Origin of the sequence: Marinobacter sp., from assembly GCF_033722735.1 — a bacterium.
In the GTDB taxonomy this organism is placed as follows: Bacteria; Pseudomonadota; Gammaproteobacteria; order Pseudomonadales; family Oleiphilaceae; genus Marinobacter.
Genome location: NZ_JAWVYN010000013.1, coordinates 1 through 13465, shown reverse-complemented (window position 1 = coordinate 13465; position 13465 = coordinate 1). Strand labels below are relative to the sequence as shown.

The window sequence follows — 13465 nt, the reverse complement described above, 5'->3', positions numbered from 1 at the left end:
AAAGAAACGGGACGCCCGATTACTTGCGGGCGTCCATCAACGCGATCGCGTTATCGAGCATACGGTTGGAGAAACCCCATTCGTTGTCGTACCAGGCCATGACCTTGACCTGAGCGCCGATGACTCGGGTGTGGTTGGCATCGAACACGCTGGAGAGCGGGCTGTGGTTGAAATCGACGCTGACCAGGGGCTCATCGTTGTAGCCCAGGACCGGGCTGCCGTCAGCGGCCTGCTGGACAATCCGGTTGATCTCGTCCGTGGAGGTGGCCCTGCCGGCAATGAAGCTGAAGTCCACCAGGGAAACGTTGATGGTGGGCACCCGTACAGCCAGTCCATCAAGCTTGCCGTTCAGCTCGGGAATGACCTTGCCGATGGCGGCAGCCGCTCCGGTTTTGGTGGGAATCATCGACTGGGTGGCCGAGCGAGCCCGGTAGAGGTCGGAGTGGTAAACGTCGCTCAGCTTCTGGTCGTTGGTGTAGGAGTGGATGGTGGTCATCAGTCCGCTCTCGATGCCCACGGCGTTGTGCAGTGCTTCGGCTATGGGAGCCAGGCAGTTGGTGGTGCATGACGCGTTGGAGATGATCTGATGGTCGGCAGTCAGTACATTGTGATTGACTCCGTAGACCACGGTGGCGTCTGCATCGGTCGAGGGGGCGGAGACGATGACCTTGTTGGCGCCCGCCCTGAGGTGGGCTTCTGCCTTGCTGCGGGCGGTGAACAGGCCGGTACACTCGAGCACCACGTCGACCTGGAGGTCTTTCCAGGGCAGGTCGTCCGGATTGCGAATGGCGCTGATCGAGATGCGATCGCCGTTAACGCTCAGGGATTCTGAATCGTTGCTGACGGTTCCGTTAAAGCGGCCATGAACGCTGTCGTATTTCAGCAGGTGGGCGTTGGCGGCGGGATCTCCGAGGTCGTTGATGGCCACGACCTGGAGGCGGTCGCGGTAGTTATTTTCATAAAGTGCCCGTAGGGTGTTTCGGCCGATTCGCCCGAAGCCATTGATTGCAATGCGAATTGTCATGTTCAAGCTCCCGTGTCCAGGGTGGGTTTCTTGTTTTATGTAGTAAATGTATCAACAAAACCCAAAAAAATGAACTGCCGGTGGTGAAGAAAATAAAAAAAGAACGTAATATTACTACGTCGCCGCCAACAACCACCCGCACCGTTTTGAGGAGAAGTCGATGAACCCAACGGTTACCAAGGTGACGAACCGAATCGTTGAGAGAAGCCGAGGCATCCGCCGGGATTACCTGGCGCGGATGAACGACCTGAAACGCCAGGGTCCCCAGCGGGCCACCCTGTCCTGTGGCAACCTTGCCCATGGGTTTGCCGCCTGCCCCCAGGCGGAGAAGGACACCCTGACGTTGATGAATCGGGCGAATGTCGCCATTGTCTCGGCGTATAACGATATGTTGTCCGCTCACCAGCCCTACGGCGACTATCCCGCTCTCATTCGCGAAGCGGCCCACGGCATGGGCTCGGTGGCCCAGTTTGCCGGCGGCACCCCTGCCATGTGCGACGGCGTGACTCAGGGGCAACCGGGAATGGAGCTCAGCCTGTTCTCCCGCGACGTGATTGCCCTGAGCACAGCGGTTGCGCTGAGCCACAATATGTTCGACGCCACGGTGTTGTTGGGAATCTGCGACAAGATCGTGCCGGGGCTGTTGATCGGTGCCTTGAGCTACGGTCACCTGCCGGCCATCCTGATTCCGGCCGGCCCCATGCCATCGGGGTTGCCCAACAAGGAAAAGCAGCGTATCCGCCAGCTGTACGCCGAAGGCAAGGTGGGTAGGGATGAGCTTCTGGAGTCGGAAAGCCGCTCCTACCACAGCCCGGGTACGTGTACCTTCTACGGCACCGCCAACAGTAACCAGCTGTTGGTGGAGGTGATGGGGCTGCACCTGCCCGGCGCCGCTTTCGTTCACCCCAACACGCCGTTACGGGATGAGCTGACCCGGGCCGCGACCGAACAGGTCATTCGTCTGTCCCAGCCCAACGGTGGTGACTTTGGCCTGGCGGACATGGTGGATGAGAAAACCATCGTCAATGCCCTGGTGGCCCTGTTGGCCACCGGCGGATCCACCAATCACACCATGCACTGGATCGCCATTGCCCGTGCTGCCGGTATACTCATTGACTGGAACGACTACGCCGAGCTGTCATCGGTGGTGCCCTCCCTGACCCGGATCTACCCAAACGGCCAAGCGGATATCAATGCCTTCCAGGAAGCCGGCGGTACCCCGTTCCTGATTCGCGAGCTGTTGGACGGCGGCTACCTGCACAATGAGGTCAACACCGTGGCCGGCTTTGGTCTGGAGCGCTACGCGCAGGTGCCAACGCTGGAGGCGGGCAAGTTGACCTGGTCGGCGGCGGTCAAGGAGTCCCTGAACCCGGCGGTACTGACTCCGGTGGCGGAGCCATTCGCGCCCGATGGCGGTCTCAAGGTGCTCGACGGCAACCTGGGGCGAGGTGTTATCAAGGTGTCCGCGGTGGCTCGGGAGCATCGTGTGGTGGAAGCGCCGGCGGTGGTCTTTGACGACCAGAATGAACTGGCGGCAGCGTTTGACGCCGGCGAGCTGGACCGTGACTGCGTGGTAGTGGTTCGCTTTCAGGGGCCCAGGGCCAACGGCATGCCGGAGTTGCACAAGCTGACCCCCTACCTGGGCGTGTTGCAGGATAGAGGGTATCGCGTGGCCCTGGTGACAGACGGCCGGATGTCCGGTGCCTCCGGCAAGGTACCCGCGGCCATTCATGTGTATCCTGAAGCCCTCGATGGTGGACCACTGTCGCGTGTGCGCAAGGGCGACCGGATTCGGCTGGATGCGGACAGGGGGGAGTTGACCGTGTTGGTGTCGGAGGAGGAGCTGGCGGATCGGCAACCCGCCGGCGCGGACCTGTCACACCATCACACCGGATTGGGCCGGGAGCTGTTTGGCTGGATGCGCCGCACGGCGAGCAACCCGGAACAGGGGGCAAGTTTTTTCTGGAATCACGACGCATGAAGACAGCAGACTATGCCCTGGTCGGGGACATCGGCGGGACCAATGCCGCCTGGCCCTGGTGAAGACCGGGGAGGTGGCACTGGGCAGTATCGAAGTGTTGGCCGGCAACGACTACCAACCTGGACGACGCGATCAGGGACTACCTGGCACGGACCGGCGTCGCCCAGGTGGAAGAAGCCTGTCTGGCCGTGGCCTCCCCCGTTCGGGGCACCCAAGTGAGAATGACCAATAACCATTGGCGGTTCGACAGTGAGGTTGTGCGGCAGCAGTTCGGCTGGACGGCGTTCAAGGTCATCAATGACTTTACCGCCATGGCCTTGGGCGTACTGCATGTCACGGAAGACAGGCTGGTGGCGGTGTGCGGGGGCGAGGGCAATCCGGCGCGACCCCGTCTGGTAATGGGGCCGGGCACCGGTATGGGGGTCTCCGGACTGATTCCCACCAACACCGGCCGGCTACCGTTAATGACCGAAGGCGGACACGTCGACTATGCGCCCACGGACGATTTGGAAGTGGCCAGTCTCGGCATCCTGCCCCGGTTCCTGCATTTCTTCCTCGAAAGCAATTTTCAGCACGGCTTTGAGGACAAGGGCCGCATGCGGCCGTTGCTGGAAGCCACGCCGGTGTTTGTGGTCACCGAGAAATACACCGGGCTGCTGGGCGCCGCCGAGGCGTTGCGAAATCCGGAGGTGTAGTCCGGATACCGTGGAGCAGTGGGAGTCCCTCGGCTTATTGTCGGCGCTGCTACCGCATCAATCTTTCTGAATGAGTCTGAATAATAAAAGACGTGAGAGAACACTATGTACGAGCCTGATCAATCCGTGCACTGGAAAAGACTGGACGAACTGGCTGTCACGACACGGCAGGACCGGATTGCGGATTACTTCCAGACCGATCCGGCGCGGTTCGACAAGATGAGCCTGCGGCTCGGCGGGCTGTTCCTGGACTACTCGAAGAACCGGATCTCGGACGAGGTCCTGTCGTCCCTGCTGCAACTGGCGGAGGATTCACCGCTGCTGGAGCGTCGTGAGCGGATGTTTTCCGGGGCTGACATCAACGTCACCGAGAAGCGCCCGGTATTGCACACGGCGTTGCGGCATCGGGGGGAGGAGCCGGTGCTGGTCAATGGTGAAGACGTCATGCCTGCTGTCCGGGCCAGCCTGGCCAGGATTGAGGATTTCAGCAACCGGGTTCGGGAGGGCCGGTGGCTCGGGTATACCGGCAAGAAGATACGCAACGTCGTCAATGTTGGCACCGGTGGGTCGGACCTGGGGCCCAGCATGGTGTGCCGGGCGCTGCTCGACTACAAGCACCCCGACCTGGGTTTGCATTTCATCTCCAATGTCGATGGCCGGCACCTCAAGAAGGTACTGAAGAACCTGGACCCGGAAGAGACGCTGTTTATCGTGTCCACCAAGACCTTCTCGACCCAGGAGACCCTGCTCAACGCCAACAGTGCCAAGCGCTGGTTCCAGGACAGGACGGGCAGTGGCGATGAACACATTGGCCAGCACTTCATCGCCGTGTCGACGAACAGGCAGGCTGCCCTGGATTTTGGTATCCATCCGGACGGCATTTTCGAGTTCTGGGACTGGGTGGGCGGCCGCTACTCGCTTTGGTCGTCTATCGGCCTGCCCATTGCCTTGAGCATTGGTTTCGAAGGCTTTAACGAATTGCTTGAGGGTGCTTATGAGATGGACCGGCACTTTCTCGAGGCGCCGCTGGCCAGCAACATACCGGTGATTCTGGCGTCGGTCGGCATCTGGTACATCAATTTCCTGGGCGCCGAGGCCCAGGCGGTGATCCCTTACGATCAGGCGTTGCACCAGCTACCGGCCTTCCTCCAGCAACTGGACATGGAGAGCAACGGCAAGTCGGTGGACATCGCCGGCAACCCGGTTCGTTGTGCCACCGGGCCGATTGTGTGGGGACAGACTGGCTCCAATGGCCAGCATGCGTTCTTCCAGCTGCTGCACCAGGGCACTCGGTTTGTGCCCACCGACTTTATTGCCTCGCTCAAGGCCGACGCCGACACCCAGGAGCACCATTTTGCACTGTTGACCAACATGCTGGCCCAGGCGAATGCCTTCATGAATGGAGATCTCCAGGACAATTTGAAGGGCTACGCCAGTTGCCCCGGTAACCGTCCCAGCAACGTGCTGCTGTTGGACGAGCTCAGCCCCCGCAACCTGGGTGCCCTGATTGCCTTGTACGAACACAAGGTGTTTGTGCAGGGGGCCATCTGGAACATCAACTCGTTCGATCAGTGGGGAGTGCAACTGGGTAAGCGCCTGGCGACCGAAATCAGCCGGAACATTGAAGTCAATAACGCCGATTATGACGCTTCCACCCGGGGGTTGATGGACATCGTGAAACAGCACGTGCTGGTAAGTGAGCCAGAATCGTAAGGTCACCCGTCGGAGAGAATAACCGTGAGAAAGGTCATATCGATTGGCGAAGCATTGATCGACCTGCTTTCCAGCAAGGTGGGTGGCGCAGGCCGAAGCCAATCAGTCAACGGGCGGACTGGCCATCGATACCATCCGAGGCAGGGCGTATCAGGGCGCTCGGGGCAGGTTGTAATCGCTGCCGCGAAAAGCCATGGCGATAGCGCTTACACGCTTCGAACGGTGGGGCCGATGCTCAGTAGTCAGACCAGACGAGGCAAGGGGAGGGTCCAGAGCCCGAAACCGACCAGTAGCAGGCCGGTAAACTGGCGGAAACCCCGGTGCTGCTGGAGCCGCTTGATGCTGGCGGCGGCGTAGCCCGTGGCGAGCATGGCTGGGAGGGTGCCCAGGCCGAAGCACAGCATGGTGGCCGCCGCCATGGGTACTGTGGGCTGCAGGGCCGCCCAGCCCAAGGTACTGTAAACCAGGCCACAGGGAAGCCAGCCCCACAGCGCGCCCAGGGCCAGGGCCTGGCCTGGATGCTGGAGCGGCAGGAAGCGGCGGGTGAGCGGGGAGAGCCGTTGCCAGATTGGCGCGCCGACTTTTTCCACGTAACGGATGCCCTGCCACCACTGTCCCATGGAGAGCCCCATCAGGATCAGCAGGACCCCAGCCAGTGTCCGCAGCACCGGTGCCAGTTGGGCCCATCGATCGGCGGCGCCGGTGCTGAATACCGCAATGAGGGAAGCCAGCATGACATAGCTGGCGATACGGCCGCCGTTGAAGGCAAACAGCATGGCGGATTGGCGGAGCCGAAAGCCCGGGCCCACCGGCAGTGCCATGGAGAGGGACGCGCTGATGCCACCGCACATCCCCAGGCAGTGGCTGCTGCCCAGCAAGCCTATCAGGAAGGCGCTGGAAAAACCGAGGTACAGCTCACCGGTCATCAGGCGTTTCGGTCGTCTTCGGGGGGATTGGCGGATTTACGGGAGTCCCTGGTCGTCGCCTTGTCCTGGCGGGCGTCGTCCGGGATCAGGTCCTTGTCATCGTCGTACAGGATGCGATGGGCCGGCCCCTCCAGGTCGTCATACTGACCATTCTTCACGGCCCAGGAAAACAGTACGATACCCAGCGCGACCAGGATCAGGGTGACGGGGACCAGTATCATGACAATTTTCACTTTCGCACCTCTCTCGGTTACCCACGTGGGCCCAGTTACCCACGCCGGCTCAGTGAACCGCACGGGGTATGCTTTACGCGCCTTAGGAGCATTCTACCCCAATACCCGCCTGGGCTTCAGTAACCCGGGAAACAGGATCCGCCCGGCCCAGACGCAGGGCATTGAGGACCACCACCAGGGAGCTTGACGCCATGCCGATAGCTGCCAGCCAGGGCGGGATCATACCGGCGGCCGCCAGGGGTAGGGCGCAGAGGTTGTAGCCCAGGGCCCAGCCCATGTTCTGGCGAATCACCCGGCGGGTGTCGCGGGCGGTGGTCAGTGCTTGGACCAGGGTCTTCAGTTGGCCGTTCAGCAGGATCGCGTCCGCCCGCAGCTGGGTTAGGTCGGCGGCACTGCCCATCGCCACCGACACCCCGGCCCCGGCCATGGAGGGCAGGTCGTTGAGTCCGTCGCCCACCATCATGATCTGATGGCCCTGTTGCCGTAGCTGCTCCAGCCGGGCGAGCTTGTCTTCCGGCGAGCACTGCCCGAAGGCCTCGTCGATGCCTACCTGTTGCGCAATGCGGGCCACATGGCCCGAGCGGTCGCCGCTGAGCAGGACGCTGCGGATGCCCAGCTCGCGCAGGGCCGCAACGGTGCTGGCGGCATCCTCACGGGGCTGGTCGTCGAGCACGAAGCAGCCCAACCACCGGGCCTCGTCCGCCAGCCAGATCACCATGCCATGCTGGTCTGCAAAGTCCGGTTGGCCCGCGCCGGTGTACCGAGCCACAAACCTGGCATGGCCAATGGCCACAGTCCGGCCCTGCCAGCGACCGGTGAGACCGCCCCCAACATGGTTCTGTAGCTGTTCCACGGTGGCCGGATGGAAGGGGCGGAATACCTGGGCGATGGGGTGTTCGGAGGCCTGCTCCAGACCCGCGGCCAGCGACTGGAGCTGGCCTTCGCCGAACTCGGAGAAGCTGCGGGTCATCAACAGCGACAGCTCGCCCCGGGTCAGGGTGCCGGTCTTGTCGAAGACGGCGGTGTCGACGGCATTCAGGGATTCCAGGGTGTGCCCACGGCTGGGCAGAAACCCCAGCTTGCGCAGCTTCATGGTAGCGCTGGTGATGGCGGTGGGCGTGGCCAGGGACAGGGCGCAGGGACAGGTTACCACCAGCACCGACAGGGTGATGTCGAAGGCCCGGTCGGAGCCGGCGAGCCACCACCCCAGCCAGATGATGGGCGACAGGATCAGGATTCGACTGACAAAGACACCGGCGATGCGGTCGGCAGTTCGGGCCACCGGTGGTTTTTCCGCCTGGACCCGGTCCAGGATGCGCAGAATGCCGGAGAGCCGGGTTTTAGCGCCGCTGCTCTCGACACGGACAGTGAGTGGATTCTCACCATTGATGCTGCCGGCGTGGACCCGGTCGCCCGGATGACGGGTTTCGGGCAGGTATTCGCCGGTGAGGGCCGCCTCGTTAACGGTGGAATGGCCGGACAGGATCACGCCGTCCACCGGAATGGTGTCACCCGGTTTCACGCGCACGGTCTCGCCCGCTTGCAACTCATGGGCGACGACCAGCTCGGTGGTATCGCCCGTAACCCGAGCGGCGACAGACGGCAAGACGCCGGCCAGGGCGTTGCCGGTCAGCCCGGCACGATAACGTGCCTGCATCTCAATGTAGCGCCCCAGGGACAGCAGGAAGGTGAACATGCAGACGGATTCAAAATACACTTCTTCTCCACCCACTACGGTGACCCAGATGCTGGCCAGGTACGCCAGCCCGATGGCCGTGGCGACCGGCACGTCCATGGTCAGGTGGCGGCTGCGCAGGTCCCTCAGGGCATTGCGAAAGAAAGGCCGGGCACTATAGAGCACCACGGGTGTCGCCACCAGCAGGCTAAACCAGCGGAAAAACTGGATAAAAGTGGGGGAAAGATCGTTGACCAGCCCGAAGTACAGGGGAAAGGCCAGCATCATGCTCTGCACCGTGCCAACACCGGCTACACAGATTCGAATCAGGGCACTGCGCTTTTCCGCCTTCAAGGCCAGCTCGGCTTCATCGGCGCGATAGGGTTTGGCGCGGTAGCCCAGTTCCTGGATGGCAATCAGCAGGTCGCTCAACTGTGCCTGCTGCGGGTCCCACACCAGCCGGGCCCGCTGAGTGGAGTGATTCACGGAGAAGGAGAGGACGCCGGGTCGCTGTGCCAGGTGATTTTCCAGTAGCCAGATACAGGCAGCGCAGGTAATGCCTTCAATCAGCAACTGCGCTTCCTGGCCGGCCTTGACCGGCACCACAAACGATCTCTGCAACAACGGATGGTCGAGCTCCCGCAGCTGCTCCAGTTCGGTGGCGGTCAGCTCCTTCGGCGTGACGGCGGGGGCCGTCCGGTGCTGATAGAAGCCGGTCAGTCCTTCGGCGTGGATGGTCTCACAGACCGACCGGCAGCCGTAACAGCAGAACGACTCGGTCTGACCGTCCAGCTCCAGGGTGATGGGAGGCTCGACAAGCACCGGCTCGCCGCAGTGGAAACAGTCCAAACCGTTCACCCGGCGTTATCGGCAGCTGCCCCAAGCACCAGCGGAGTGGAAGCTGGCAGGGTCATTTCACCCTTGAGACGCCAGTCGTTGTCCGGACCTCTCAGGTCAAGGTACCAGCGGCCATCCATATCCCGGGGGAGCTGGCCAGCGTAGTCCTGTTCCGACACCGGACTGAGCTGGATGGTACGGTCACGCTCTTCCAGGGTGGGGTGGAACACCTGCAGCACCAGGTACGGGTAGGCGGTGTCGGCGGCATCGCTGGTGAGTACCACCTGGACCTGCTGTCCGGAAAAATCCAGGTTGGCCACCAGCCCCAGTTCGGCGGCCCGGGTATCCCGTGCCAGCTCGAGGTTGATGGCTTTACCTTCCTTGGAGTAGTCGTCGGTCACCATGGCGTTTTCGGTATTGATGGCCACGGTGATCATGACCGCGCACCAGAGGATCGCCGCGGTCGGAAAGATCAACAGGAACCAGAACCAGGGCTGGCGATACCAGGGGCTTACAGCGTTTTCTTGAGTCATCTTGGGTTCTCTTACGGTGGACCGTTGTCTGGATTACTGGCTGGGGCCGACAAATCGGCTTTCCGTCTCCACTGTCACGGTATTGTCCGTGAGGGAATGCAACCGGAAGGTGATGCTGTTGTTGGTCTCGGTGATCACTTCCGGATCCACCTCCACCACCGCCGGCACGGACAGATGCTCACCGCTGTCCACCGAGACCTCCTTGCGGGTGGTCAGGTTGAGGGTCTCCAGGCCGGTGACCGACAGCTGATAGGTTTGGGGCACTTCGCTGAGGTTGGCGATTTTCAGGGTGTAGGAGTTTTCGATCAACCCCCGCCCGTTATAGTTGAACAGGGCGCCCCGGTCCCTCAGCACATCCAGCTCCGCTGCCACCCGCGTTGTCAGGGTGAAGACGATGGCGCCGATCATCAGGCCCAGCACGGCGCCGTAACCGAAGGTCCGTGGCCGTAGCAATTTCGAGGTCTTGCCCTCGAGTTCATTTTCGGTGGTATAGCGGATCAGCCCCCGGGGGTAGTTCATCTTGTCCATGACACTGTCACAGGCGTCGATGCACAGGGCGCAACCGATGCATTCATATTGCAGGCCATCACGGATGTCGATACCGGTAGGGCAGACCTGAACGCAGAGGCCGCAGTCAATGCAGTCACCCAGTCCCAGTTCCTCCTTGGAGGCGGACTTCTTGCGGCCCCCGCGGGGCTCACCACGAATCGGGTCGTAGGACACCACCCGGGTGTTGGGGTCGAACATCACCGACTGGAAGCGGGCATAGGGGCACATGTACAGGCAGACCTGCTCCCGCATCCAGCCTGCGTTCATGTACGTCGCCACGGTAAAGAACGCCACCCAGAAGTAGGCCCAGCCGTTGGCGTCGAAGGTAACGAGATCGACCGCGAGCTCGCGAATGGGGTAAAAGTAGCCCACGAAGGTGAGACCGGTCGCCAAGGCAATGGCCAGCCAGGCGGCGTGTTTGAGGGACTTCTTGATCACCTTTTCCGGCGAGTTGAGCGCCTTGTCCAGCTTCATGCGTTTGTTGCGGCTGCCTTCAATGCGCTCCTCCACCCACATGAAGATAAAGGTCCACACGGTTTGCGGGCAGGTATAGCCGCACCAGACCCGGCCAAACAGGGTGGTGACGAAGAACAGGCCGAACGCCGAAATGATCAGCATGCCGGACAACAGGATAAAGTCCTTGGGGAAGAAGGTGGCGCCAAACAGGTGGAATTCCCGGGCGGGCAGGTCGAAATGTATCAGCGGTTGACCGTTGACGGTGATCCAGCAGAACAGGAAGTACATACCCATCAGGCCCAACAGGCTGAAAAAGCGAATACGCTGGAACAGGCCTTTGACTTCCTTGACGTAAATCTTCTTGCGGCTGGCGTAGAGTTCGACGGTCTCGGGTTTGTTGTTATTGGAGGCGTCAGGGTTAGGGTCGATCTGTTTCACCGGTATCTGACTGCTCATCACTACCTCCCAATACGGGGAAAACGCCCCGGGGGGCGTCATCAAGTCTTTTCAAGCCTGCGCCCGAGAGGGGCGGACGCAGGGTTCAAAAGACTCGGACGCTGTCCCAAAGACAGCGTCCGGGTGCTTTAGTTCGACAGGCTGTAGACGTACGCGGCGAGGATGTGGATCTGATCTTCGCTCAGACGTCCGCCCTGGGCCGGCATCTGGTTCTGGCGACCGTACATGACGGTCTCCTTGATGCGGTCGTAGGTGCTGCCATAGAGCCAGGTGTTGTCGGTCAGGTTGGGCGCGCCCATGGCCTGGTTGCCTTTCGCGTCCTGGCCGTGGCAGGCCGCACAGGCCTGGCCGAAGATCTGCTTGCCGGCCTCGGCCGCTTCCTCGCTTTGGGCGCGGTCACTGAAGCTCAGCACGTAGTTCACGACCTGGTCCACCTGCTCGGCGGTCATGTTCGGCATCATGCCCTTGGCCGGCATGGCACCCTGACGCCCCTGGGTGATGGTGTGCAGGATGGTGTCCGGCTCACCGCCGTACAACCAGTCATCATCGGTCAGGTTGGGGAAGCCGATGGAACCTCGGCCCGCCGAACCGTGACACACCGCGCAGTTGTTGGCGAACAGGCGCTGACCCATCTTCATGGCGTCATCATCCTGGGCCAGTTCCACGATCGGGGTATCGCCGTACTGGGCGTAAATCTCACTGTACTTGGCTTCGGCAACCTGAACTTCCTGTTCCCACTGGTTGTACTGGGTCCAGCCCAGCAGGCCCTTGAAGTTGCCAAGTCCCGGATACAGTGCCAGATAGCCCAGGCTGAACACACAGGTGGCGATGAACAGGTAGTACCACCACTTGGGCATCGGGTTGTCGTACTCTTCAATGCCATCAAAGGAATGGCCGGTGGTACGGTCGGTTTCCGTGTCGGTTGTCTGGCCCTTACGGGTTGCCACCAGCAGCCACCAGCAACCAAAGATGGTACCGAGCACGATCGCGCTGATCCAAATGCTCCAGAAGGTACTCATTGTTTCTTCTCCGTCTTGTCTTTTTCCAGGGTACGGCGATCGATCTCGTCGTCATCGAAGGGCAGGTGGGCCGCCTCGTCGTTCGGTTTCTTGCGGCGGGCGCTGTAGGCCCACCAGCAAACGCCGAGAAACGCAATCATGACGAGCAGGGTGTGTATACCGCGTACCTCGTTAATATCCATCGGGATCACCGCTTGGTTGAAATCACTGTGCCGAGCTGTTGCAGATAGGCAACCAGCGCTTCAATCTCGTACTTGCCTTCCACCTCGGCAGCTGCGTTGGCAATCTGCTCATCGGTGTAGGGCACGCCCAGACGCTGCATGACCTTCAGCTTGGCGGCGGTGTCGGTGTGGTCAACCTTGTTCTCGAACAGCCAGGGGAAGGCCGGCATGTTGGACTCGGGAACCACACTGCGCGGATCGAACAGGTGCATACGCTGCCAGGCGTCGGAGTAGCGGCCGCCAACCCGTGCCAGATCCGGACCGGTGCGCTTGGAGCCCCACAGGAAGGGGTGCTCGTAGACGTACTCGCCGGCGACGGAGTAATGGCCGTAGCGCTCGGTCTCGGCCCGGAACGGACGGATCATCTGGGTGTGACAGACGTGGCAGCCTTCGCGGATGTAGATGTCGCGGCCTTCCAGTTCCAGGGCGGACAGCGGCTCGAGGCCTTCCACCGGCTCGTTGGGCTCCTTCAGGAAGAACAGGGGCACAACTTCTACCAGGAAGCCGCTGCTGATGACCAGGAGGATCAACACGGCCATCAGGCCGATATTCTTTTCAACAATATCGTGTTTCATTGGTCTCTCAACTCCTCTCAGGCAGCCTGGGCCGCGGCGCTATCGGCGGCAACAGCGTCTTTTTGCTTGATGGTCATACGGACGTTGTATGCCATTACGAGCATGCCGGAGACGAAGATGACACCGCCCAGCCAGCGTACGAAGTAACCCGGGCCGGAGGCCTCCAGGGCTTCCACGAAGCTGTAGGTCAGGGTGCCGTCGGCGTTGACTGCACGCCACATCAGGCCCTGCATGATGCCGTTGACCCACATGGCGACGATGTACAGGACGGTACCAACGGTGGCCAGCCAGAAGTGCAGGTTGATCAGCGCGGTGCTGTACATCTCACGTACGCCCCACAGCTTGGGAACCAGGTGATAGATGGCGCCGATACTGATCATGGCAACCCAGCCCAGGGCACCGGAGTGGACGTGACCGATGGTCCAGTCGGGGTTGTGGGACAGAGCGTTGACGGTCTTGATAGCCATCATCGGCCCTTCGAAGGTGGACATGCCGTAAAAGGACAGGGACACCACCAGGAACCGCAGGATCGGGTCGGTACGCAGTTTGTGCCAGGCGCCGGACAGGGTCAT

The 13465-nt window shown here is 61.5% G+C and carries 12 protein-coding genes and 1 pseudogene; 3 read left to right on the top strand and 10 right to left on the bottom strand.

Features of this window, described 5'->3' with window-relative positions; all coding sequences use genetic code 11:
- Nucleotides 1-19: 19 nt before the first annotated feature.
- Nucleotides 20-1024 carry a type I glyceraldehyde-3-phosphate dehydrogenase gene (gene gap, locus R3175_RS10990; protein WP_318944320.1) on the bottom strand — a complete coding sequence of 335 codons (1005 nt, stop codon included), beginning with the start codon at nt 1022-1024 and terminating at the stop codon, nt 20-22.
- Between the two features lie 160 nt (nt 1025-1184).
- Between gap and edd the strand changes: the two genes are divergently transcribed.
- From edd to pgi, 3 genes and pseudogenes are all read left to right on the top strand, one after another.
- Nucleotides 1185-3005: a phosphogluconate dehydratase gene (gene edd / locus R3175_RS10985; RefSeq protein ID WP_318944319.1), complete on the top strand. Its 1821-nt coding sequence runs from the start codon at nt 1185-1187 to the stop codon at nt 3003-3005.
- Nucleotides 3002-3700 (top strand): annotated as a pseudogene (locus R3175_RS10980) (glucokinase). Before edd ends, R3175_RS10980 begins: the two are co-directional and overlap by 4 nt.
- A gap of 105 nt (nt 3701-3805) precedes the next feature.
- Nucleotides 3806-5413: a glucose-6-phosphate isomerase gene (gene pgi, locus R3175_RS10975; protein WP_318944318.1), complete on the top strand. Its 1608-nt coding sequence runs from the start codon at nt 3806-3808 to the stop codon at nt 5411-5413.
- 242 nt (nt 5414-5655) lie between these two features.
- Here pgi and R3175_RS10970 read toward each other — a convergent pair whose 3' ends face one another.
- The 9 genes from R3175_RS10970 to R3175_RS10930 all read right to left on the bottom strand — a co-directional run.
- Complete coding sequence (locus R3175_RS10970) at nt 5656-6339, bottom strand: sulfite exporter TauE/SafE family protein (RefSeq protein ID WP_318944317.1); 684 nt, start codon at nt 6337-6339, stop codon at nt 5656-5658.
- Nucleotides 6339-6560 carry a cbb3-type cytochrome oxidase assembly protein CcoS gene (ccoS, locus tag R3175_RS10965; protein WP_318944316.1) on the bottom strand — a complete coding sequence of 74 codons (222 nt, stop codon included), beginning with the start codon at nt 6558-6560 and terminating at the stop codon, nt 6339-6341. The genes R3175_RS10970 and ccoS overlap by 1 nt, the downstream gene beginning before the upstream one ends.
- A gap of 94 nt (nt 6561-6654) precedes the next feature.
- On the bottom strand, nt 6655-9105 hold the full coding sequence (locus R3175_RS10960) for a heavy metal translocating P-type ATPase (protein ID WP_318944315.1): 2451 nt from the start codon (nt 9103-9105) through the stop codon (nt 6655-6657).
- Entirely contained in the window at nt 9102-9617 is a 516-nt protein-coding gene (locus R3175_RS10955) for a FixH family protein (RefSeq protein WP_318944314.1), read from the bottom strand. Before R3175_RS10955 ends, R3175_RS10960 begins: the two co-directional genes overlap by 4 nt.
- Nucleotides 9618-9650: 33 nt before the next feature.
- Nucleotides 9651-11078, bottom strand: a complete 1428-nt coding sequence (gene ccoG / locus R3175_RS10950; RefSeq protein WP_318944313.1) for a cytochrome c oxidase accessory protein CcoG — start codon at nt 11076-11078, stop codon at nt 9651-9653.
- A 128-nt stretch (nt 11079-11206) separates the two neighbouring features.
- The gene (ccoP, locus tag R3175_RS10945; RefSeq protein ID WP_318944312.1) at nt 11207-12097 is read right to left on the bottom strand and encodes a cytochrome-c oxidase, cbb3-type subunit III; all 891 of its coding nucleotides are present in this window, start codon (nt 12095-12097) and stop codon (nt 11207-11209) included.
- Complete coding sequence (locus R3175_RS10940; protein WP_318944311.1) at nt 12094-12279, bottom strand: cbb3-type cytochrome c oxidase subunit 3; 186 nt, start codon at nt 12277-12279, stop codon at nt 12094-12096. The genes ccoP and R3175_RS10940 overlap by 4 nt, the downstream gene beginning before the upstream one ends.
- 5 nt (nt 12280-12284) lie before the next feature.
- A complete protein-coding gene (gene ccoO / locus R3175_RS10935; protein WP_318944310.1) occupies nt 12285-12893 on the bottom strand; it encodes a cytochrome-c oxidase, cbb3-type subunit II in 609 nt (202 codons plus the stop codon).
- Nucleotides 12894-12910: 17 nt separating this feature from the next.
- On the bottom strand, nt 12911-13465 hold a 555-nt coding region (locus R3175_RS10930), incomplete at its 5' end, for a cbb3-type cytochrome c oxidase subunit I (RefSeq protein WP_318944309.1).

Excerpts from the sequence above, each read along its gene's own strand:
- R3175_RS10940 (WP_318944311.1), bottom strand. The coding sequence starts at position 12,279 with ATGGATATTAACGAGGTACGCGGTATACACACCCTGCTCGTCATGATT.
- ccoS (WP_318944316.1), bottom strand. The coding sequence starts at position 6,560 with ATGATACTGGTCCCCGTCACCCTGATCCTGGTCGCGCTGGGTATCGTA.
- R3175_RS10955 (WP_318944314.1), bottom strand. The coding sequence starts at position 9,617 with ATGACTCAAGAAAACGCTGTAAGCCCCTGGTATCGCCAGCCCTGGTTC.
- pgi (WP_318944318.1), top strand. The coding sequence starts at position 3,806 with ATGTACGAGCCTGATCAATCCGTGCACTGGAAAAGACTGGACGAACTG.
- R3175_RS10970 (WP_318944317.1), bottom strand. The coding sequence starts at position 6,339 with ATGACCGGTGAGCTGTACCTCGGTTTTTCCAGCGCCTTCCTGATAGGC.
- edd (WP_318944319.1), top strand. The coding sequence starts at position 1,185 with ATGAACCCAACGGTTACCAAGGTGACGAACCGAATCGTTGAGAGAAGC.
- gap (WP_318944320.1), bottom strand. The coding sequence starts at position 1,024 with ATGACAATTCGCATTGCAATCAATGGCTTCGGGCGAATCGGCCGAAAC.
- ccoP (WP_318944312.1), bottom strand. The coding sequence starts at position 12,097 with ATGAGTACCTTCTGGAGCATTTGGATCAGCGCGATCGTGCTCGGTACC.
- ccoG (WP_318944313.1), bottom strand. The coding sequence starts at position 11,078 with ATGAGCAGTCAGATACCGGTGAAACAGATCGACCCTAACCCTGACGCC.
- ccoO (WP_318944310.1), bottom strand. The coding sequence starts at position 12,893 with ATGAAACACGATATTGTTGAAAAGAATATCGGCCTGATGGCCGTGTTG.